At 31.6% G+C, this 21463-nt stretch carries 23 protein-coding genes and 1 riboswitch; of the genes, 4 read left to right on the top strand and 19 right to left on the bottom strand.

All coding sequences use genetic code 11. From position 1 onward, the window contains the following. Position 1: 1 nt before the first annotated feature. The 15 genes from BN1865_RS14325 to BN1865_RS14255 form a co-directional block, all read right to left on the bottom strand. The gene (locus BN1865_RS14325; protein ID WP_050637947.1) at positions 2-310 is read right to left on the bottom strand and encodes a V-type ATP synthase subunit F; all 309 of its coding nucleotides are present in this window, start codon (positions 308-310) and stop codon (positions 2-4) included. Positions 311-333: 23 nt separating this feature from the next. Next, positions 334-756 (bottom strand): ATP synthase subunit C, encoded by a 423-nt coding sequence (locus tag BN1865_RS14320; protein WP_050637946.1) that lies wholly within the window; start codon positions 754-756, stop codon positions 334-336. Between the two features lie 33 nt (positions 757-789). After that, positions 790-2697 carry a V-type ATP synthase subunit I gene (locus BN1865_RS14315; protein WP_050637945.1) on the bottom strand — a complete coding sequence of 636 codons (1908 nt, stop codon included), beginning with the start codon at positions 2695-2697 and terminating at the stop codon, positions 790-792. 15 nt (positions 2698-2712) lie between these two features. Next, entirely contained in the window at positions 2713-4242 is a 1530-nt protein-coding gene (locus tag BN1865_RS14310; RefSeq protein WP_050637944.1) for a V-type ATP synthase subunit I, read from the bottom strand. An 11-nt stretch (positions 4243-4253) separates the two neighbouring features. Then, positions 4254-5291 (bottom strand): V0D/AC39 family V-type ATPase subunit, encoded by a 1038-nt coding sequence (locus tag BN1865_RS14305; RefSeq protein ID WP_050637943.1) that lies wholly within the window; start codon positions 5289-5291, stop codon positions 4254-4256. 15 nt (positions 5292-5306) lie between these two features. Beyond that, a complete protein-coding gene (locus BN1865_RS14300) occupies positions 5307-5618 on the bottom strand; it encodes a hypothetical protein (protein ID WP_050637942.1) in 312 nt (103 codons plus the stop codon). 232 nt (positions 5619-5850) lie between these two features. Continuing rightward, a complete protein-coding gene (locus tag BN1865_RS14295) occupies positions 5851-6315 on the bottom strand; it encodes a DUF2798 domain-containing protein (protein WP_050637941.1) in 465 nt (154 codons plus the stop codon). A 153-nt stretch (positions 6316-6468) separates the two neighbouring features. Continuing rightward, complete coding sequence (locus tag BN1865_RS14290) at positions 6469-7146, bottom strand: DUF2461 domain-containing protein (RefSeq protein WP_050637940.1); 678 nt, start codon at positions 7144-7146, stop codon at positions 6469-6471. Positions 7147-7148: 2 nt separating this feature from the next. Next, entirely contained in the window at positions 7149-8000 is an 852-nt protein-coding gene (locus BN1865_RS14285; RefSeq protein ID WP_050637939.1) for an RNA polymerase sigma factor, read from the bottom strand. Between the two features lie 95 nt (positions 8001-8095). Next, positions 8096-8869, bottom strand: coding sequence for a formate/nitrite transporter family protein (locus tag BN1865_RS14280; protein ID WP_050637938.1), 774 nt, complete (start codon positions 8867-8869; stop codon positions 8096-8098). A 158-nt stretch (positions 8870-9027) separates the two neighbouring features. Next, positions 9028-9687 carry a hypothetical protein gene (locus BN1865_RS14275; protein ID WP_050637937.1) on the bottom strand — a complete coding sequence of 220 codons (660 nt, stop codon included), beginning with the start codon at positions 9685-9687 and terminating at the stop codon, positions 9028-9030. Positions 9688-9699: 12 nt separating this feature from the next. Beyond that, positions 9700-10599: a class II fructose-bisphosphate aldolase gene (locus BN1865_RS14270; RefSeq protein WP_232780407.1), complete on the bottom strand. Its 900-nt coding sequence runs from the start codon at positions 10597-10599 to the stop codon at positions 9700-9702. A gap of 35 nt (positions 10600-10634) precedes the next feature. Continuing rightward, on the bottom strand, positions 10635-11693 hold the full coding sequence (locus tag BN1865_RS14265) for a PTS fructose transporter subunit IIC (RefSeq protein ID WP_050637935.1): 1059 nt from the start codon (positions 11691-11693) through the stop codon (positions 10635-10637). A gap of 1 nt (position 11694) precedes the next feature. Then, positions 11695-12003, bottom strand: coding sequence for a PTS fructose transporter subunit IIB (locus BN1865_RS14260; protein WP_050637934.1), 309 nt, complete (start codon positions 12001-12003; stop codon positions 11695-11697). Between the two features lie 4 nt (positions 12004-12007). After that, the gene (locus tag BN1865_RS14255; protein ID WP_050637933.1) at positions 12008-12463 is read right to left on the bottom strand and encodes a PTS sugar transporter subunit IIA; all 456 of its coding nucleotides are present in this window, start codon (positions 12461-12463) and stop codon (positions 12008-12010) included. A 285-nt stretch (positions 12464-12748) separates the two neighbouring features. On the opposite strand from BN1865_RS14255, the gene BN1865_RS14250 reads away from it, so the two are divergent. After that, positions 12749-13939, top strand: coding sequence for an iron-containing alcohol dehydrogenase (locus tag BN1865_RS14250; protein ID WP_050637932.1), 1191 nt, complete (start codon positions 12749-12751; stop codon positions 13937-13939). Between the two features lie 137 nt (positions 13940-14076). On the opposite strand, the gene BN1865_RS14245 is transcribed toward BN1865_RS14250, so the two are convergent. Further along, entirely contained in the window at positions 14077-15285 is a 1209-nt protein-coding gene (locus BN1865_RS14245; protein ID WP_050637931.1) for an MFS transporter, read from the bottom strand. Between the two features lie 10 nt (positions 15286-15295). After that, on the bottom strand, positions 15296-17242 hold the full coding sequence (locus tag BN1865_RS14240; protein WP_050637930.1) for a BglG family transcription antiterminator: 1947 nt from the start codon (positions 17240-17242) through the stop codon (positions 15296-15298). 176 nt (positions 17243-17418) lie between these two features. Next, positions 17419-17465: riboswitch (PreQ1 riboswitch) on the top strand. Positions 17466-17535: 70 nt separating this feature from the next. Between BN1865_RS14240 and BN1865_RS14235 the strand changes: the two genes are divergently transcribed. Next, positions 17536-18135: an ECF transporter S component gene (locus tag BN1865_RS14235; protein ID WP_050637929.1), complete on the top strand. Its 600-nt coding sequence runs from the start codon at positions 17536-17538 to the stop codon at positions 18133-18135. Next, a complete protein-coding gene (locus BN1865_RS14230) occupies positions 18081-18770 on the top strand; it encodes a radical SAM protein (RefSeq protein WP_050637928.1) in 690 nt (229 codons plus the stop codon). The genes BN1865_RS14235 and BN1865_RS14230 overlap by 55 nt, the downstream gene beginning before the upstream one ends. 316 nt (positions 18771-19086) lie before the next feature. Here BN1865_RS14230 and BN1865_RS14225 read toward each other — a convergent pair whose 3' ends face one another. Both BN1865_RS14225 and BN1865_RS14220 read right to left on the bottom strand, forming a co-directional pair. Further along, positions 19087-19773, bottom strand: a complete 687-nt coding sequence (locus tag BN1865_RS14225) for a GNAT family N-acetyltransferase (RefSeq protein WP_050637927.1) — start codon at positions 19771-19773, stop codon at positions 19087-19089. Next, the gene (locus BN1865_RS14220; RefSeq protein ID WP_050637926.1) at positions 19766-20323 is read right to left on the bottom strand and encodes a GNAT family N-acetyltransferase; all 558 of its coding nucleotides are present in this window, start codon (positions 20321-20323) and stop codon (positions 19766-19768) included. Before BN1865_RS14220 ends, BN1865_RS14225 begins: the two co-directional genes overlap by 8 nt. A 115-nt stretch (positions 20324-20438) precedes the next feature. On the opposite strand from BN1865_RS14220, the gene BN1865_RS14215 reads away from it, so the two are divergent. Beyond that, the gene (locus BN1865_RS14215) at positions 20439-21191 is read left to right on the top strand and encodes an HAD-IIB family hydrolase (protein ID WP_050637925.1); all 753 of its coding nucleotides are present in this window, start codon (positions 20439-20441) and stop codon (positions 21189-21191) included. The last annotated feature ends 272 nt before the right edge of the window (positions 21192-21463 follow it).

The following is a 21463-nucleotide window of genomic DNA, read 5'->3' as shown; positions in this document are numbered from 1 at the left end:
CCTATAGTTTCACTCCGATTGCTTCTGATACATAACCATCAATTGTTTCACCAATCTTAGAATTTCCATGACGGTCAGGTATTTCCGTAATCAAAGGTTTTTGTTGTTTTAATTTAATTTCAGATATAATATCTGGACACATATCGACTAACTTTGTCGTGACTAAGATAATCGCTATTGAAGAATCTTTCATTTTTGTTTGAAGAACTTCCAGAAAATCTCTTCTGGTATGAACAACAACCCCTTCAATACCAACCAATCTTAGCCCCATCAATGTATCAATATTATCGCTGATTAAGAAAAATTTCATATAATCAGACCTTTCTTTTCGTATTATAAACCGTTAATAATTAAGATAGAAATTAATAATCCGTAAATGGCAACCCCTTCACCTAAGGCAACGAAGATTAATGCTTTACCAAAGTTGTTATCATTTTCAGAGAATGCTCCAATTGCAGCAGGTGCAGCAGCAGCTACGGCAATACCAGCACCTAATGCAGAACATCCAGTTGATAAAGCAGCAGCAATAAATCCTAAACCTTGAGCTAATGTTCCAGCGATTGCAGCATCAGCAGCAAATGCTGAACTCATTGATAAACAGAAAGTTAAAGCAACAGCTCCAAAGAATCCACCAACATGAGTTAATAAACGCCATTTTGCACTTTCTTTACTCACTTTAGTAGTGAACATCTTCACTAAAGGTAATGACAATAAAACAACAGCAATAGCAGGTAAAATAAACATTAATAAATTCATAATATAATTCCTCCAAATATAATTTTTATTTTTTTATTTAATAGATACAAAAGGTTTCCCTTTTCCTTCATAATAACGTGAGAACATTTCGTAGAACTCAAGACGTAAAACTTGGATACCAACAATCATACCTTCCAAACACATAACGAAGATATTACCGATGATAACAACTAACAAATAAGCAAGTGTTAATGACTCTACACCACCATTAACCATCTTAGCTAATGTATAAACAACCATCATCATCCCAGCATGTGATAAAACAAATCCTCCAACACGCAAGAATGACATTGTATTGGCAATAAATGTCAACATAACTTCAAACAATTCAAAGAAAGCTTCAGTAAAGAATGCTCCAAAACCATGTGGGAACATCTTTTCACCTTCTAATTTATGTGTCAATGGTTCTTTTAAGAATATCATCACCACTGGCATTGCAATCAGTAAGACAATATATACTGGTCCACCTAATGGTAAATCTAAACCAACTAACATATTAGCCACCATCAGTAGAACAGATACATAGAAAACAAGTCCAGCCACACCATTTTGAGAGAATAATAAATCTCCCCAGCGTTTCTTCTTAAAGTTTAAAACGATATTAAATACAATCGAAATAATAATCAGAATAACTCCTGTTGCAATCGCAACCATTAATAATGGCATTGTATTTTCAGATTCCATTGGCACAAATATTGGATGGAAAATTTCTTCACTTCCAAAGAATGATCCAAAAACAATTCCAAACAAAGTACTTGAAATACCCAAACGCATTCCAACAGCACCTAATTGCATACCTTTCCACTTATAGAAGAAATAACCAACTAATGATAAAACAATTCCTTGTCCAATATCTCCAAACATCATACCAAATAAGAAAGTATAACTAATGGCTACTAAATTAGTCGGATCAAAATCTGTATAAGATGGAACACCATACATTTCCACAAACATCTTAAATGGTCTTGAGAACCAATTATTCTTTAATTTTGTAGGTGGTGTTAAACGTGAATCTCCCATTGCTGGTTTTAATTCAACATGAACATCTTCCAATGTTTCAAAATCTGCTTTTATCTCTTTCGCTGTTTTTTCTTCAGCAAAGCCATAAACAGCAGCATTTTTTCCAAAAACAACAACGTATTTTTGAGCATCATATGTTTCATTCAATTTCTTTGAAACAGAATAAATATGATTCATTTCATCTACGTTATCAGCAAATAATTTTTGAATTCTTTCATTAAGAACTTTCAAATATTCTCTTGCTGTTTCATCTTCTTCTTTTAAAACCTGTAACGCTTCCTGAGGTGTTCCATGAACAAACTCTGGAATATGAATTCTTTCAAAATACAATGAAGAGAAGATGTTATCAATTTCAGGAGCTTTACTTTGGGTTGTAATATAACCACAATATGTTTCTTTTGTCCCTTTATGAAGAGTCATAAATAAGAATTCTTGGGCTCCATAATATTGTAATTTATCTAAATTAACAGTTGGAATTCTACCAAAACGAATTTGTAGATATTTACAACTAAATAATTTATCAAAATCAAGTTTTGCATCAATCATATGCTCTAATTGAGAAATTGTTGCTTCATTTTCTTCAATCATATTTTGAAGATCTTCTTTCACCTTCTCAATCTTAGATACTTGTTCTAATACATTACAAAAGAATGTATCAGCCTGAATGATATTAATTCTTGTACTATCAACATTTATATTTTTTAATTCTAAATGATAATTGTCTCTTGCTTCTTCCATACGTGCGATCAAATCAGCATACGGATTTTCCCGATTTAAGACTGATAACCCTTGTACAGAATCTGCAAATTTCGAAGCTAACTCTGGATGAAAATCCTTAGTATTGATAAGTTTCATCAATACGGCATCATATTGTTCTGCTGGAAACTCAATTTCTAGTAGCTTCAATTTTGCTATTGCCATATGTTTCTCCCTTCCTTAATGTGCTGATCTTTTTTTCATGATTGATTTAACCAAAACCAATACAAGGCAAGCAACGATCACAATAGCGAATGGCATGATCGGCAAGTTTAAGTGTGCTTCAAATGCACATCCCAAATAAACAAGCAATGCATAAACAACAATCAAACCACAAATTCCCTTCATTGAGAGAACTCTTTCAACTGTAGAATTCTGTAAATACATTTTCTTAAATGCATTTATCGTATATGTTCCTGCAATTAAAAGAACAAAACCATCAAGTAGTTTATAAACAACTGATAGTGGTAACGCTATTGCTGGATAAAGATTGATTGTATAGAAAACATCACCATAAATCAATCCACCAATTGCGGTTGCTATACCAAGTGAAAGAAGTAATGATCCCATTTTCTTCTTTCTTGTAAGAAGTCCAAGCAAGACGAGCACTGCTCCAACTCCTAAATCCCCCAAAAAGATAATGAAGACTGCATAATAAAGAAATGCAAATGCTATCGTTGTATCAATAACATCAGATTGTTTTACTTTACTCACGACTTCAAATGGTTTGACAATTTTTGCATTATGCACAACTGTTGGTGCCACAACTTCCTGATGATCTAAGATATCAGCAGGCAAATTCTGATATTCCATACTTGTAATACTTGAAAGATGCTTTTTAAATTCTTCAAGCTGACGTGTTGGAATAAATCCATAAATTGCACATTTACTCTGATAATCCACAACAAAGACTTTGTAAGCTTCAATTCTTTGTAAGAAGTAAGCTGTTGAATAAACTTTCAACAAATCGACTTTATGTGTTTCTCTTAAAATTGTCATTTTTTGATCCATACGTAAAATATATTCTTCCATTGCATGAATCTCTTGTTCTAATTCCTTCTTTGCATCATCTAATTTTCCATGTACAAATGGTGGAATAGAAATTTCTTCAAACCCTAACGCCTGGAAGATGTTATCAACTTCTAACTGTAAGTTATTTGTTACAATATAACAACACCAGACATAATGACGATCTTCACCTAATTTATTAAATATAAATGGGCGAGCATCATAATACTTAATCTTATCAAGATTTTGTCTTTTAAAACGACCAAATCTTGCTTTCATATACTGACATTCCATTAACTGATCTAAATTCACTTCAGATAAAGATAAATGATTTAACATTTCTAATGTCACTTCATTTTCCTGTTTTTCAGTTATTAACTGATCTTGAATATCTTTTATCTTTTTGATTTCTTCTTCTAATCCCTTTAGATATTCATCTGTTTTCCCATGATCTAAAGTATATTCAGGAGCCAAATCACGATTTAAATCTAACTTCATATCAGATCCTATCTGAATCAAACGATCTAACATCATTGTATAAACATTATCTTCTTGTAAAGCATGTACACCTTTGACGTTATTGACAATCTTTGAAGCAGACTGAGGATAAAAGTATTTTGAATCTTTTAACTTAAATAAAACTTGATCTAAATCATGACGATCAAAAGTCATATTCAATAATACCATTTCTTCTATAGCCATAACATTTCCCCCTAATAGATTAACATCGATTCGATTTGACTCGGTGCTTCTCCATATCTTAAACCTTCAATAATATGTTTAAGATTATCAATTTCTACCTGATATACAATTCTATATGTCATATATACCAATGCACTATCTGTTGAAAAACGCATAAAACGTTTAGCCAAATGATATTGAATTTTTTCAGTATAATACTCAATATAAACAAATTCATTATCATCAACAAATAATTTATAAGGTGACTCAGCTAATTTCTTTAAAAATTCACTCGCATCCTTAGTTTCAATCAATTCATACATAACACTACGTGGAATACGACTATATTCCATATATAATGTTTCTCTGATTTGTTCAGGTGTTGCATTGAAATATTTTTTAAGACGATATATTTTTGTAATATTCTGTAACTCTATAGAGGTATTGATCATTGTTAATAAATCTTTACGTTTCTTTCCTTTAAATAATTTATTGACTGTATCAACATACTCTGCATAATAAATATGTTTCAGTTCTAACTCTAACATATTAGAATCCAGTGGCTTATCATCAACTGGTTTATATTTTAATAATGCATTATAATACTTTGTTCCTCGTAAAACGACTAATAAACTATCATAATCATTAATAGCCAATAAACCATACAAATCAAAGCTTGCATATTTACTTAAATAATCTGGAATTTCTAATTCATACCCTGTGTAATAATCAGAAACAATTAATCTGGTTTTCGTTAAAATTAATTGTATCTCTAATTCTGTAACACCTAATCGATAGAATTCCAACTCTTTTTTAGAAGCAAATCTCATTAATCTATCTAATCTTAAGAATATTTCCTTATTTAATAAGGATTCTAACTGACCACGGTGAACATTCACTTCTTTTAATTCAGAAAGAATATCACTGTATGCCGTTTCACTTTTTAGATAGGCAACCAAATCATTAATGCTTCTTCTTTTTAATAGTTCTTCATAATTCTGCTCAGTTAATCTACGTGAATACATAGATCGTGCTTTCGCAAGAATCGCATTTGATGAAAAAGAACTCATACGATCACCTCTTCTCTAAATTTCTTTACAACGATTAACAATGGTAGATACCCACTCATCTTTATTCTTTTCGTAAAGACTAGAGAGCTGATTTAGTGATTCTTTGTACTCTTGTTCATTTTTGGCCTTTGTTTCCTGTATCTCTGTTTCTAATTCTTTTTTATGGGCATCAATTTTTACTTGATACTCTTTTACAAAAGAATCGTAGATTTCTTTTTTCTTAGCGCTCATATTGCTTTGAACATCTTGTTTCTTCTTACGCGCTTCTTCAACCTTTTGTGAATACTCCAAATCTACAGCAACAATATCCTGAATAATTTTGTCCAAAATAATCCCTCCTCACTTTATCCTTTATTCTTTCATAGTGTACTCCTATTTTTTTGACATTTCAAGAAAAATAACACTTTGAGAAAAAGAATAAAATATGTCCTTATCTCTCTTATTAATGACTCTCCATTAATTGTTATTTTCATCTATTCAATAGGCCATTGCAACGATAGAATAAAATCAAATATTTGCCAATATACAATTCATGATATCTATCCTAAAATTAGACAAATCAAGCGATTTGTCTAATAAAATAACTCTCCATTTTACGGACGAAAGCCCCACCAAAAAAGATTTGCCAAACAAAAGCCATCGGAAAATTAAAAACTGTTGTTTCTATCCAGACAGCAATGATTTGTATTCCAGCATCTTTAAAAAGCAAAGTAGCGATAAAACTCATAATTGGACACATGATGCAAACAATCATTGAACAAATTGTCAGTTTAATATATTGCTGACTGTCTTTTTGATGATCAACTTTTTTCATTGCTAAGGAAACAGCTAATTTTTCAACAAAGAACCATTCTAAGACAATCGCAATGGGCCACATGATAACCAGTTCCTCTAAAGCTAATACAAAGATTTGATTTGTCATATGCCCTATATTTAAAGCAATATTATAACAAATCATTGCATAAACCATGACAAGTGCCATTGCACATGTGAATATAAATTGATGTAATTTTGATTTTTTCATAAATCCTCCTCATTTTGGGCGCAAAAAAACATGTGTGTTGTTCATAACCATGAGAGCGCACATGTACCGTTTCCAATTCCACCAATGTATTTTTACACTTTTTTATTACCGCATTAATGTATCATATATTTTTCATTGATGTAAGTCTTTTTTTTATTTTCTTTCAGGCATTTGAAAATCAATCAAAGCTTGATTTAAAAAATCATTTAATCTTTTCATTTGTTTAAATTTTTCGATTGCTAAATCTAAAAATGCTTGTGGATCTTTAAGTAAAGCATCATCTATTGGATATTCAATATACCATGATTTATATTGAAGATATTGAGCACAAGGATGTTCTTTATCATATCCTTTAGGAACATTTTTTAAAGCACTGCCTGCAACAATGAACTCATTATTTAATGATTTTATGACTTCTTGCCATTCATCTGAATGCTCAACAATATAATCTCTTACTAAAGTCGTTGCCTCTTTAAACATATCAGCAAACAATCCTGCCCCTAAAAAAGAAGAACCAGGCTTAATCATAATATAATACCCTACTGGAATAGGTTGCTTCCCAAGTGGTCCAATATGTGCACGAAATGAGGGGTTATAAGGAGATTTATCATGACTAAAACGTGTATCTCTCACAATTTTAAAAGTTAAATCATGAGGATTTTTATCAGCGACACTATTATCAAATTCACTAATCCTTAAAATAAATTCCTGCAAAAGTTCTTCAAAATCTTTTTGAGCCTGTTGATATTCTTTTTTGTGGCTATGATACCACTCTCTTTCATTATTTTCTCTTAAATTAATTAAGTATTGTAATATGTTGTCTGTTGTCATGTTTATTCCTCCATTTTTGAATTCTGAATTGTTGATAATGAATCTGATTTTAGTAATTTTTGAATAAAATCTTTTGTTTTTTCAGGCGATTGATAAATTTTAAGGAAACGAAAGTCTGTTGCCAAATCATCAACTTCTTCCATAGCATTTTTAACATCTAATAATGTTTGATTATTAGCAAGAGCTGTTGTGTATTCAAGATTTTGTGGATTTAAGCGTTGAGTAAGAATTGCATAATCAATGCGACTTTCACAACAACAATTGCCATGACCATAAGCACCACAATATTCTTTTAAAAATTGAGAAACTTTTTTTCTTGTTCGTGATAATTTTTGGCGATAAGCAGCAGGTGTCATTTCTAAAATTTCACCAGCAATCCGACTATCTAGCTTAAACATTGTTCCTAAAATAAAGATACATCGACTTTCTGTATCTAAACATTGCAATAAGACATTTGTACAAGACATTTTTAACTCATCAGCTAGTAATGCTTTTTCTATATCTTGTGACAAATCTGGAATATCATGAGCTTGGGGATGTTCTATATCCTGTGCATAAAATTCAAAACTGAGTGGCTGTAATGCAAACATACTTTTCTTATAGTTTTTAAGATGATTGACTGCTATTCGAAAAACCCATGTTGAAAAAGCACTTTCTTTACGAAATGATGAAAGATGTGTAATGACTTTTAATAAAATTTCTTGAGTTGCATCCTGAGCATCGTGAAACGTTCCTAACATTCTTAATGATAAATTAAAAACAAGATCTTGAACACTTAAAATTAATGTTTCTAAGGCTTCTTCATTACCTGCAATAGCCTTATCAATTTCATGAAATAATTCTTCTTTATCCATTTTTTACTCCTCCTTATTCATTTGACAACCAAAATACTCATTTGTGACAAAAAACTTTAAAAAAAATGTACCCATCAAAGAGTACATATGTATGATTATTTCTTTTTTTCCTGAGGTGTTCTAAACATAATATAGATAGGTACTGCCAACAATACACTACCACCTAAAATATTACCTAATGATGAAATAAGCATATGTAATGGCATCAATGTCCAGTCAATAGCACTTCCTAGCTGTGTCATTCCCATTGCAAAAATACCACCATTTGCAATGCAGTGTTCAAACCCTGGTAAAACAAACGTCATAACTAATATCATAATAACGATGAGTTTTGCTGTTTCATCTTTGATTTTCACACCAGAATAAGCTGCGACACATACAATAAAGTTACACAGCACCCCTCGAATCAGTAGTTCCACTACATTAAAATTCAACTTTGCCTGCATAACCCCTTCTAAATAAGGAATCATGATAGTTTCTTGAGATCCGCTTTTAATAAATAAAAAACAAATCAAAGCAATTCCTACCATATTGCCAAGATAGCAAGTCACCCACATCGGTATAATACTTCTAAACTTTAATTCACCTTTTAAAACTGGCATAATCGTCACAAAACAATTACCTGTAAAAAGTTCTGCACCTAAATACACAATAGCAACCAAACCAATACCAAATGTTCCTGCTACAGCAATTTTCCCTACAACACTATGATCATTTAATAATGCCCCTAAAGTATATGATAAAATTGCTGCAATTCCTAAATATGCTCCTGCCATAAAAGCTCTTATAAAAAATCGAAAAGGATCATTTTTCATTAAATTATATTTAATATTTCCTAATTTACACAACACATCAATATCACTAATCATAATATCCCCCTTAAAGCCACTGTTATTATATAGGATAGGGCTTTAAAAGGCAAAGTTTTTTCATAAAATTGTCAATAAAAAAATCACTATCTCAATTAAAATATAGATAGTGATCACTATAAATTATATGTCAGACTAGTCAATACATTTTATCATTATTATAATGATAACACTTTTTGTTGAAATAAATGATAAATTCTTTCAATATCTCCTTGTTCAAAAATGCATTTTGATGTTGTGTGTTGCAATTTGAGTGTGCTTATAAATTGATGTTTTTGAACAAAAGGAATCGTTTGACTTGATAAATCCAATTGACTTAAGTCAGTAAAAAGCATCATATATTTCATAGGAATGTCCTTTTCTCCTATTAAATCCTGAAAATGATTTTGAAAACTTTCAAACTGAGATATTGGAAAAGGAAGGTTTTGGACGATTTTCTCATGATTCTCATTTTCAGTTATTTTCTTCATTTTTTGCTTATTACAAACATAATGAGCAGATTCATTATAGGTTTGAATAACATATAATCCACTGCTTAATAAAATAAGGATATAAGGTTGAATAATATCATCTGTTTGACTCTTTGTGATTTGAAACATAAGACGATGTTCACCTAATTCATTTTCTAACCAATAACTCTTTGACATTCTTCTCAGATTCCCATGTTTCACCATATATTCAAAAAATCCTGAATAGATTTCTGTATAAAAACTTGCCTTAAATATATAATATTGACGAATTGTCTTGATCATGAAACCAATGAGAAAAATACATAAGAAGCCAATAAACACAGTCAATAAAGATTGATTATCATTCATGGTTATATCCTCCTAATCTAGTTCTGGTCCATCATGTTGTTCAAAGATGTATTGCTGACTAGAACCAATCATACGCATATAATCTTTAATAAAATCTTTCATAGCTTCTTCAACTGCCATATTTAATTCCATATATTCTATATCTGGTTCATCTGCTAATGTTTTGATTAAAGCTTCTTTAGCATGCTTCATTAAATCTGTACACACATTAATCTTATTAATTCCACAAGCAACAGCTTTACGAATATTTTCTTCGCCTGCTCCAGAACCACCATGTAAAACAAGTGGCATATTTAAAGCCTCTTTTAATTGCTTCAATCTTTCAAAATCAAGTTGAGGAATCATTCCTTTTGGGTAAGCGCCATGTGCTGTCCCAATCGCAACTGCCAAACAATCACAATGCGTTCTTTCTACAAATTCCTGTGCTTGTGCAACATTTGTAAAATAATCAACATTTTGTCCATCCGCATTTGCAGCCAAACCAACATGTCCTAATTCAGCTTCACAAGATTTTCCCATGCCATGCGCAAGTGATGCAATCATAGATGTTCTTCTGATATTTTCTTCAAATTCATATGAAGATGCATCAATCATGACACTTGAAAAATCCCACTGTAAAGCTTGTGTAATATCTTCAAAATTAGCACCATGATCCAAATTAAAAGCAATTGGTACACTTGCCCGTTTAGCAAGCGCCTGAATCATAGGAACCATAATATATCCATAACCATGTGCTTTTAACTGTCTTGGTGAAATATTAATAATGACTGGAGAATGTTCTTCCTCAGCACTTTCAATAATGGCTTTGGCTTGCTCCATATTCACACAGTTAATAGCCATAACTGCATAACGATGGGTATGCGCATGCCATAACATTTCTTTCATTGATACATACATAATTTTTTCCTCCATTGAAAGAGTGGGGATGCATGATGCATCCCTCTCCTTTATTTCACTTCTACTGCCAATGGTTTCTTCCATAAAGCATAGATAACACCTGTAATACAACTTCCAAGTAACCATAATCCAATAAATAATAATGGATTAGATGTCATTGGAATAACAAAGATCCCACCATGAACGGCTGGTGAAGCTAATGAAGTCACCATACAAAGCCCTCCAGTAATACCGCCACCAATCATACAAGAAACAACAACTCTCACAGGATCCTTTATTAAGAAAGGAATAACAGCTTCTTCAATATAAACACAAGATAACATCACAGCAGATTTTGCATTCTCACGATCAACAGCATCAAATTTTTTCTTTCCACCAATAAAAGTTGCAATCGCAATACCAAGAGGTGCTGTCATACCAGAACACATCTTAGCAGATGTTGGAATAAAGAACCCATCAGCATTTAAACCATTTGTTACCATTGCAGCTGCTTTGCTTACAGGACCACCCATATCAACACACATCATCGCTCCAACAGCAGCACCAAATACAAACTTAGAACCTGTATTTAAACTTAATAACCAATTTTGCATAGCAGTCATACACCAGGCAATTGGATTCCCTACAACATAATACATCATCAATCCACAAACCAGAGTTGTCACAGTTGGAATCACCAGGATAGGCATAACACCTTGCAAGTTCTTTGGAATAGGAATTTTCTTCATCCATAAAACAACATATCCAACCATAACTCCACCAACAAGACCACCAACAAATCCAGCGTTAATAGAGTTTGCTAATGTTCCCATTGCAAGTCCAGGCGCAATCCCTGGCTTATCAGCCAAAGCATAAGCTGTAAAAGCTGCAACTGCAGGAACTGTGAAATTCCATAAACTTGTTCCAATTAACATAATAACTTTTGCAAAAGTATCAATTTGATCCATATGACTTGCAATGTCATAACCACCTAACATTTTTGCAATCGCCTGTAAAACACCACCACCAACGATAACTGGAATCATATAAGAAATACCAGTCATAATTGAGTCTTTTAAAATCGCACCCTGACTTTTCTTTTGGGCATTCTTTCTCTTAATCTCAGCCATACTACTCTAACGCCTCCAGTAATTCTTTGACAATTCCATCAGCATCTTTCACAGCTTCTTGAACAGCAACTGTCATAGTCGGAACATCATCAAAACGTTCATGATTTTTAATTCTGATATCACTTGCAATAATGGCAGCATCACATCTTGCAAGATCCTCACTTGTAATTTCATTTTCTAAGCCTTGCGCACCTTGCGTTTCGACTTTCACTTCATGCCCAGCAGCTTTGACTGCTTTTTCAAGATTGGCAGCTGCCATATAAGTATGAGCAATTCCAACTGGACAAGCTGTTACACAAACAATGTACATAATTCTATTCTCCCTTCGTAGCAAATATTTTTTTTATTTCTTCAACAGATGAAGCATTTATGAGTCCGGACCTAAAATCTTCATCCATTAAATTCATAGCAAGTGTCGATAACATTTTTAAATGAACATTATCAGACGAATTTGGGGCAGCCAACATAATAATATAATTGACAGGTAAATCATCAAGAGATCCCCATTCAATAGATTGATCAAGTTTTATTAAAGTAAAAGCTGCTTCTTTTACACAATCACTTTGACAATGTGGAATCGCAATACCATTTCCAATCCCTGTTGCAAATTCTTTTTCTCTTTCAAAAACTGCTTGTCTATATTGTTCTTGATTTGTCACTTTTCCAGCCTGAAACATTAATTCAGATATTTTATAAATCGCATCTTCTTTATTTTTAACATCCATATGAAACTGAATCAGTCGTTCATCAAGCATATCCCTCAATAACATATTGCTCCTCCTTTCATAGAGTCGTTTTTTCTTTACACTCATATCTTATCAAGCATTATTCACTTATACAAATCAACAAATTGCACCAATATAGTGCAAACATCATTTTGATGACTTAAAACAAGCATTTTCATCAGCTTTTTTGTAGAAAAAATGTATTGTTTATTTATATTTATAAACTTTTTTCACTAAGTTAGTGATATAAAATCAATTTACGTGTTGAAGTTCTCCTATTATAATAAAGATGAAAATAGTGAAAGACTATTCAAGAAAGCGAGGGATACAATGTTAAATTTTGAATTTTCTACACCTACCAAGATTATATTTGGTAAAGGAACCCATGGTGAAGTGGGTAAAGAAATTAAAGTCAGAGGATATCACAAAGTCTTAATCCATTATGGAGGTACTTTTTTAGAAGAAAATGGAGTTTTAGATACTGTTCATAAAAGTTTAAGTGATGCAGGTATTGCTTATATTGATTTTGATGGTGTTGTTCCTAACCCAAGACTTAAAAGAGCACAAGAAGGTGTTGAGCTTTGTAAAAAAGAAGGGGTTGATTTTATTTTGGCTATTGGTGGTGGTTCAGCTATTGATTCTGCTAAAACGATTGCCTATGGTTTAGCCAATGATTTTGATTTAGAAGACTTGTTTTTAGGAAAAGTCACAACAACTAAGATTGCACCAATTGGATGTATATCAACCATTGCAGCAACTGGTTCTGAAACAAGTAATTCTACTGTTATCGATATTGAAACAGAAGATCAAGGTATTTTAAAAAGATCTTACAATCATGATTGTGCAAGACCTTTATTTGCTATTATGAATCCTGAATTAACTTATACATTACCAATTTATCAAACATGCAGTGGTGCCGCAGATATTATGATGCATACTATGGAACGTTATTTTACAAATGTAGAAGATGTTCAATTGATTGATCGTATATCAGAAGGGTTGCTTGTCACTGTAAGAGATGAAGCATTAAAAGTTATTCAAGATCCAACCAATTATGAAGTTCGTGCCAATCTCATGTGGGCTGGAAGTTTGTCTCATAATGGGTTAACGGGAACAGGACGTATTGGTGATTTTGCAACACATAAAATTGGGCATGAATTAAGTGCCATGTTTGATGCAACTCATGGTGCCAGCTTAACAGCAGTTTGGTCAAGTTGGGCTCATTATGTTTATAAGACAAACATTCCAAGATTTGCTCAGTTTGCAGTTAAGGTCTTTGCAGTTGAACCTAATTTTCATAACTTAGAAGAGACTGCTCTAAAAGGTATTGAAGCTTGGGATCAATGGTGTCATCAAATTGGGATGCCTACTTCACTTAAAGAATTAGGAATTAATCCAACAGATGAACAAGTCATTGAAATGGCACAAAAAGCTGCTGATACAGGAAATGGTGTTATTGGTGGATTTATGAAATTAGAAAAAGAAGATATTATAAAAATCTATCAGGCAGCTAAAGGGTAAATATAACTTTCAAACAAAGGTGACTCATCTTGTCAAAAGATGATCACTTTTTTTAGTGAAGCTTTGACACAAAAAATCTCTTTACATATTGATTGAGATACTCACAAACAAAAAAGACTTCTTAAGAAGTCATCATTTCAATACCTTGAAAGTTCTTTTGATGCGATAGGATGATAAAGAAAAGACAATAAAATTGTAACGACACCACATAACATCAATAAAATATACGCTATAAAATAATGATGTGTCATGATTTGAATTGTTCCAATAAATGTGGGAAAAGTTGATAAAATCAATGTCCCAATATTTGTAATAGAAAAGTTAATAGAAAAATACTCATTTCCATACAAATATCTCATGACAATTGGTGCTAAACTTGAACTTCCACCATAACAAAACAATACACAAGCCGCCCCAGCTGCAAACAGAACAACATGATGAATCCAAAGAGCAGAAACCATTAATAATAAAGATAATGACACCAAAATACCTAACACCTTTAAGATAAAAGAAGTTCCTTTCTTATCAAAAATCAATCCCCAAAAGACTCTTCCTAACCCATTGAATAAGGATACAAGGCTAACCAATGTCGCTGTTGTGGTTGCTGTGACTTGCAAATCTTCCTGAAATGTTGGAGCCATATGATTAATTAAAGACATACCAATTCCACCTATTAATATATAAAAGAGCACAAAAATATAAAATGTCTTCGTTTTCAAAACTTGTTGTGGCTGATAACTTATTTTCTCAATCGTTAATTCTACTTGTGGTAATTGCATTTTTTCATCAGGTGTTGGATAATGCAAAATAAAACTCCCTAACAGCAAGATAAGAAATGAGGATATTCCTAAAACCGCAAAGACCCCTTTCCATGAAATCATTTTCACTCCATATTCACAAAGTTGACCAAATGCAGTTGTACTCATTGCATAGCCCATCAACAAAACTCCTGTTGTTAATCCTAATTTATCTTGAAAATACAATGGTATTACGCTCACACACACATTATAAATCATTCCTATAGAAATTCCACAAAAGATGCTATAACTGATATACAGATGCCATGCCTGACTTGCAAAAGTTGTTGTGAGAAATCCAGTTCCAATGACAAATGCAATGATTCTCATAATCAGTTGTGGTGCTATTTTCCTGACTAAAAAGCCACCTGTAAAACTGCCTATTGAAAAACAAATAAAACATAGAGTAAATGCCAAAGATGTTTGAGAACGTGTTAATCCTAAATCATTTTCAATTGGCACAACAAATAAAGAAAATGCATACCCAATTCCCATAAACAATAATATAATAACTGCACAAATTAAATAACCCCATCTTTTTTGACTCATAAATTCCCCTCTATTTTAAAACTTGACTAAATTCCTTATAATTTTTTGCATCTAATATTTTTTGAATCTTTTCTGTATCCTTTGTAAGTTCTGCTAATTGACCAAAAATAACTCTAAATGAATCTTTATCATCTGGATCTAAAGCAATCATTAAAATGATTTGAACCTTTTCTTCACCCCAAAGAATCGGTTTCTTCAAAGTCATAAAACCAATACCTGGTTTCAATATATGTCCTCTAAACGAATGAGGAATCGCAAATCCATCCCCAATAGATGTAGGGGCAAGATTTTCTCTTTTTAAAACAGATTCAATAAAACCTTCATCAACATATTTTTGATTCATCAGTCTGGTTCCCATCAATGTCATGACTTCTTCTTTACTGCGACAATCACATTGAAAAAAACAAATATTTTCTTTAATTTTAGAAGTCAGTTTTCCATATTGACTTATTTCTAAAGTTTTTTGATTCATGGTTGATTGGAACATATCTGATAAATGATGCATATCATCTTTATTCAGCATTGGTGAAACAACCAAAACATCCATTCCTTCTAATGACAAAGGGACAGTAGAAATAACAAAATCCTGATCATCCTTGTGCAATTCCTGAGCTTTAAAAAGAGGAACAATATCTTTGATAATGACATGTGGAAAAGACAAATGAATCTTTGCTTCAATAAACTGAGATGTAGACATTCCACTTCCACACACAATCACAACTGTTGGATTCTTTCTAATTGTGTAAGCTTTTTTTCGTTTTAAAGAAGCCCCTACATATAAAGCCAAATCACAAATATCATCTTCCTTTAACAAACAGTAATGCTCACGTGTTAATAGTCTTGATATATATGTTGCGATTTCATACTCATATGGCAAATCACTTTTAATTGTCTTTTTTAATGGATTTTCAATATATATCGAATTCATTAAACGAATGAATAAAGCATTTAAATGTATAAAGAGTGATATCATAAATTCTTCATCAGTGCTTAAATCCTCTCCATATAAAGCATCAACCTCACGTATAATTTCTACAATTCCATCATATGTTTGAGGTGAAATGGCTCGAATACTTTCAACATTTCTATCTTGATAGATGCGTTTGTTTTGATACTTTAAACCGACAACATTCATATAAACATAAAGTTCATCACCATGTGGAATATCAATTTGAAATATATTTTTTAACCCTTCTATAATATATTGACTCATTTGCCACTCTAACCCCTGAGTATAATTCATTTCTTGAATCCCATCACATTTTTTCCCTTGATAAAGATGTTCAATCATAATTGCGACTTGCAGAATAAAATGAATATATGAATTATCAGCAATAACCAAATCATATTTCTGTTCAGTATTTTGTAGTAAAAGTCCTATTGTTTTTAAAGATACATGTTCAAAAAAAGGTTGAAGTTTTTCTAATACCTGATCACCTCTATAAACAACGATTTTTCTTAAAACATATGCTTCCGCAATCCGACATTTCAATTCTGTACCTTTTAAAATCATTCCATACTTGACTGATTTTTCTAATTTCAGGTCAAAATTTTCAAAAAATGTTAAGAGTTTATTGACATCATTCATTATCGTTCCTTTACTCACAAATAATTTTTCAGAAATACTTTCCATAGATATATAATCATTTGCTCGTAATAATTCTAAAGCAATATAATATTTTCTAGTCTCAGGCAAGAAAGAAGATGCATTTTCATCTTTTAACAAAAGATTATCTAAATATTTCTTTCCATCAGGTGTATATTCTAGCCAAATACCCTTCCCTGTCTTTGTATTAAGAATACAACCAGTTGGTTCTAATTCATCTTTAATTCTTTTGATATCTGCTTTAATTGTTCGTGAACTGACTTGTAAGAGATTAGCAAGCTGGACTGCTGTATATTCTTTTTGCCCAGTATAAAGAAATTCAAGAATCTTTTTTTCACGCGGTAATAACACTCTTCTTCCTCCTTTCGACATATTTTTTATAATTTAACTACATATATCATAACATCTTGTTTGTATACTCTCAAAACATTAATTTGCACTAACCTAGTGCAATGCAATTCTCATATCTCATAGTTATAGTTAACAGAAAAAGAATTGCGATTCGTAAAAATGTATGTTATTCTATTGATACACTGGTTCGAGAGCCAAACCCAGTATAAAAAACTAAGGACATAAAAAAGATGGCTCGTCCATCTTTTTTTGTCTGGCTTCTAACTGTACTTTAGAAGAAAGGAAAACTGAATATGAAAAAGAAAACAAAGATTCAAATGGTTATGACCATTGGAATCACTTTGAATGTGATTGGCGCATTGATAGCCATGACATTCTCTATTCCATTTTATATGGATTCTATTGGCACGATTTTGGTTGCTGGATTACTTGGTCCAAAATATGCCATGTTAACAGGTGTTTTAGGAAGTTTGACAAGTGGTTTCACTTTCGACATCTATTCCTTTTATTATGCTCCTGTCCAATTGCTGACGGGATTTTTTGCAGGCATCCTTTATCACACCGCTTGGTTACAAGGGAAAAAGACACCAATTGGAAGTCTACTCGTTGGTATTCCAACCTCAATCGCAAGTGCCATGATAACAGCTTATCTTTTTGGCGGATTGACTGCTGGCAGTAGCAGTGCCTTTGTCTTTTTATTTCATAACCTTGGATTAAATCTTGTTGTGAGTATATTTGTTGTTCAAATATTAACTGACTATACAGATAAACTGCTTGCTGTGTATTTGACACGTTTGATTATTGAAAGAGGAAACTTAATGGAGAAATGGGGGATAGCATGGAAAGATACAGCCACATTACAAACAAAACAAAAAGAGAAATCGTTCTCTTAAAAGCAAGACCATGTCTTTGGTCAAAATGTACATTTTGTGATTATATTGAAGATAACTCAACCTGTACAAAAGAAATGATTGATATCAACAATCAAGTCCTGGATTTAATAACAGGTGAATATGGTGTTTTAGAAGTTATTGATTCAGCAAGTATTTTTGAATTACCTAAAGATACATTATTAAAAATCAAAGAAATTATTGATAAGAAACATATTCATACTTTATTCATTGAAAGTCATTGGATTTATCATAAACGCATTCAGGAAATAAGAGATTTTTTTGGAATCAAAACAATTGTTAAAATTGGGGTTGAAACTTTTGATGATGAATTTAGAAATGGTTATTTAAATAAAAATGCAACATTTCAATCAATTCAGGAATTAAAGCAATACTTTGATTCACCATGTTTAATGGTCGGTATTCAAGGACAAACCAAAGAAATGATTATAAAAGATATGGATATACTGACACACTTTTTTGAACATGGAACAATTAGTATTTATCGTAACAATTCTACATCTGTCAAAAGAGATGATGCATTGATTAACTGGTTTATGCATAAATATCATTATCTTATTGAAGATACAGGTTATGATTTTCTATATGATCCAACTGATTTTGGTGTAGGTAACTAATTTTGAGACAAATTTGAGACTTTATACAGTCTTTTGCATGATATAATGACATTGTTGTCATTTTCCTGTTAAGGGAGGTGAGAACAATGTTCATTGAGATATTTATATCTTTGAGTGTATCTATCGTAGCAGGTATCATAACATATTATATTTGCAAGTGGCTTGATAGTTTACATGACTGATAATAAGCACAGAAAAGTCAAGGATCGCCTTCCTTGACTTTTCGTTTGAGAACAATGTTCTCGATACTTATATCTTTCATCCATATCTTAGCATAGATAGGATGATATTTCAAGTATTCCAAAAGTTGATTTTTTTAAAACATCCAAAAAGAAACATTTTGAGATATTGTCAATCCAAGCTTCTTTTGTAGTTGTAAAGAAGCTTGATTATTTTCAATAACTTGACAATAAGCAACCCATCCCTGATCTAAAAAATAATTGATAAGATAACTTTCTAACATTGTTGCATAGCCTTTTCTTTGATAGGCTGGAAGCACTTCTAACAGCCCCATACTTCCTTCACTATGAATACCAATAAAACCTGCTAACTCATTCTTTTCAAAGAGTCCCCATAAATGCTTCTTTTCTATAAGTTCATCAATATATGCTGATTCATCGCTATGCTCATAAGTTTCCTTTATAATCTGCGAATGTTCAGGCGTTAATAAATCAATAGATACATAAGGTGGATATGTGATAGGTATATGAACTTGTTGTTGATAAACAGCTTGATAACATGCAAAGAGAAATGTCCGATGATAATCATTTATCAAAATATCAACAATTTCCTTTTGTTTCACATCAAATAGTTGATACTGCTCCAACCTCAATTGCTTATAAAGTGTCTTAAATTTCAAAACATTGGTCATAGAAATCATACATACACCACTTCTTAACTCATGGAAAATAATCCCATCCTCATCCTGATAAAGAATTTGAGCTTGATTTAATCTCATCGGCTCTAACATATCTATATCATTAATATAATCTAACTTATGCATTTTGTTTTAACCAATCTGCTTTTTCAAGAGTATAACATGCACATTTGACCAGATCTTCTTTATCGATTTTCTGTTTTACAAAAACCTCACCTGTATATTTCATTCCACACTTTTGCATAACTCTTCCTGATGCCTGATTTTCTAGATGATGAATAGCTTTTATTCTTGTGACAGGTGTGTGTGTAAATAAAAATGCAATCACTGCTTCAAACGCCTCACTCATATATCCTTGATTCCAATATTTTTCCCCAATCACATATCCAATCTCAGCATAATCGTCTTGCAAAAAATCATTGACTGTACCAATACTCCCAATCACTTGATCTTCACCTTTTAAAGTGATTGCTAAATCAAGAGCATTATCCATTTCAATGTGAGGCAATTGGATAGTCGTAATAAATTCTTTTGTTGCTTCTACATTTCCATGAGGATACCAAGTTAAATAACGTGTAATCCTTTCACTATGGCAATAAGAATCAAACATACTCTTAGCATCTGATAATTGAAAATTTCTCAGTACCAAACGTTTTGTTTCAATCGTTGCTTTCATCGTTTCCCCTCCTTCTATATTTGAGATATTATAACATATCTTTTCATTTTCTAAATAAGAAATGATTGTTCTTTTGATATGAATTTGTTTATAATAAACGATAGAGGTGAAAAGTATGAAATTATTAGCAAGTGATTTTGATAATACATTATGGTTTGATGATCATATGAAAGATAAAGATGTGACAGCAATCAAAGAATTTCAACAGCAAGGAAATTACTTTGGTGTTTGTACAGGAAGGTGTTTACATGGCATTATTGCTCCTAGCCAACCATATGCACTCGAACATGATTTTTATATTCTCTTAAGTGGTGGTCTTATATTAAATAAGGATAGAGAAGTGATTTTTGAAAAACAAATTCCTTTATCACTCGTAAAGGAAATTTATCAATTTCTCAACAAAAAAGATATGACAATTGTCTATCAGGATGTCATGTATAAAGTTTATAAAACAAAAAAGCATGATTTTCATGGTGTTTATCTTGATTCCATAGATGAACTCAACACCAAAACAGTCAGTGCATTTTCATTTCATTATGCATATGATGAATTAGACAAAGCTAAAGTTGCTACAGAATTGATTCATCAAAAATATGGAGATGTTATTGAAGCTTATCAAAATAATCAACATATAGATTTAGTTGCGAAAGGATGTTCTAAAGGAAATGGCATAAAGATTATTCAAGATTATTTTCAATTGGATATCAAAGATATTTATGGAATTGGAGATTCATGGAATGATTTACCAATGTTAGATGTCATTGAAAATGGTTATTCATTTACATATGCCCCTTCTCAAGTCCAAAAACATGCCAAAACAATTGTTGAAACACTTGCTGATTGTATAAAAGACATTGAGAGTCAATAGACTTTTAGATATAATAAGGATAGATTATTATTTGTATATCGAAATATTTTTATAAAAATAAATATATTTTTGTTATTTTCCAAAAGTTTATCCTTTGTTTTTGATTATATCAAAAATTATTTATTAAAAAATTGACAAATGTATACAAAAATGCTATTATCAATGCAATAACGAAGGAGGACGTCTTAATGATGATAACTATTAACATTTCCAAAACCATAATGTGTTTTTTGAATTGTTAATAAGAGACTGTCTTTATTTGTATATTTTGA

The organism is Candidatus Stoquefichus sp. SB1 (genome assembly GCF_001244545.1).
GTDB lineage: Bacteria > Bacillota_I > Bacilli_A > Erysipelotrichales > Coprobacillaceae > Stoquefichus.
This window is presented reverse-complemented; position numbering and strand designations above follow the sequence as displayed.

What these genes read in the sequence shown, in the direction of transcription:
- BN1865_RS14325 (WP_050637947.1), bottom strand. Translation starts at nt 310, where the DNA reads ATGAAATTTTTCTTAATCAGCGATAATATTGATACATTGATGGGGCTA.
- BN1865_RS14320 (WP_050637946.1), bottom strand. Translation starts at nt 756, where the DNA reads ATGAATTTATTAATGTTTATTTTACCTGCTATTGCTGTTGTTTTATTG.
- BN1865_RS14315 (WP_050637945.1), bottom strand. Translation starts at nt 2,697, where the DNA reads ATGGCAATAGCAAAATTGAAGCTACTAGAAATTGAGTTTCCAGCAGAA.
- BN1865_RS14310 (WP_050637944.1), bottom strand. Translation starts at nt 4,242, where the DNA reads ATGGCTATAGAAGAAATGGTATTATTGAATATGACTTTTGATCGTCAT.
- BN1865_RS14305 (WP_050637943.1), bottom strand. Translation starts at nt 5,291, where the DNA reads ATGAGTTCTTTTTCATCAAATGCGATTCTTGCGAAAGCACGATCTATG.
- BN1865_RS14295 (WP_050637941.1), bottom strand. Translation starts at nt 6,315, where the DNA reads ATGAAAAAATCAAAATTACATCAATTTATATTCACATGTGCAATGGCA.
- BN1865_RS14290 (WP_050637940.1), bottom strand. Translation starts at nt 7,146, where the DNA reads ATGACAACAGACAACATATTACAATACTTAATTAATTTAAGAGAAAAT.
- BN1865_RS14285 (WP_050637939.1), bottom strand. Translation starts at nt 8,000, where the DNA reads ATGGATAAAGAAGAATTATTTCATGAAATTGATAAGGCTATTGCAGGT.
- BN1865_RS14280 (WP_050637938.1), bottom strand. Translation starts at nt 8,869, where the DNA reads ATGATTAGTGATATTGATGTGTTGTGTAAATTAGGAAATATTAAATAT.
- BN1865_RS14275 (WP_050637937.1), bottom strand. Translation starts at nt 9,687, where the DNA reads ATGAATGATAATCAATCTTTATTGACTGTGTTTATTGGCTTCTTATGT.
- BN1865_RS14270 (WP_232780407.1), bottom strand. Translation starts at nt 10,599, where the DNA reads ATGGAGGAAAAAATTATGTATGTATCAATGAAAGAAATGTTATGGCAT.
- BN1865_RS14265 (WP_050637935.1), bottom strand. Translation starts at nt 11,693, where the DNA reads ATGGCTGAGATTAAGAGAAAGAATGCCCAAAAGAAAAGTCAGGGTGCG.
- BN1865_RS14260 (WP_050637934.1), bottom strand. Translation starts at nt 12,003, where the DNA reads ATGTACATTGTTTGTGTAACAGCTTGTCCAGTTGGAATTGCTCATACT.
- BN1865_RS14255 (WP_050637933.1), bottom strand. Translation starts at nt 12,463, where the DNA reads ATGTTATTGAGGGATATGCTTGATGAACGACTGATTCAGTTTCATATG.
- BN1865_RS14250 (WP_050637932.1), top strand. Translation starts at nt 12,749, where the DNA reads ATGTTAAATTTTGAATTTTCTACACCTACCAAGATTATATTTGGTAAA.
- BN1865_RS14245 (WP_050637931.1), bottom strand. Translation starts at nt 15,285, where the DNA reads ATGAGTCAAAAAAGATGGGGTTATTTAATTTGTGCAGTTATTATATTA.
- BN1865_RS14235 (WP_050637929.1), top strand. Translation starts at nt 17,536, where the DNA reads ATGAAAAAGAAAACAAAGATTCAAATGGTTATGACCATTGGAATCACT.
- BN1865_RS14230 (WP_050637928.1), top strand. Translation starts at nt 18,081, where the DNA reads ATGGAAAGATACAGCCACATTACAAACAAAACAAAAAGAGAAATCGTT.
- BN1865_RS14225 (WP_050637927.1), bottom strand. Translation starts at nt 19,773, where the DNA reads ATGCATAAGTTAGATTATATTAATGATATAGATATGTTAGAGCCGATG.
- BN1865_RS14220 (WP_050637926.1), bottom strand. Translation starts at nt 20,323, where the DNA reads ATGAAAGCAACGATTGAAACAAAACGTTTGGTACTGAGAAATTTTCAA.
- BN1865_RS14215 (WP_050637925.1), top strand. Translation starts at nt 20,439, where the DNA reads ATGAAATTATTAGCAAGTGATTTTGATAATACATTATGGTTTGATGAT.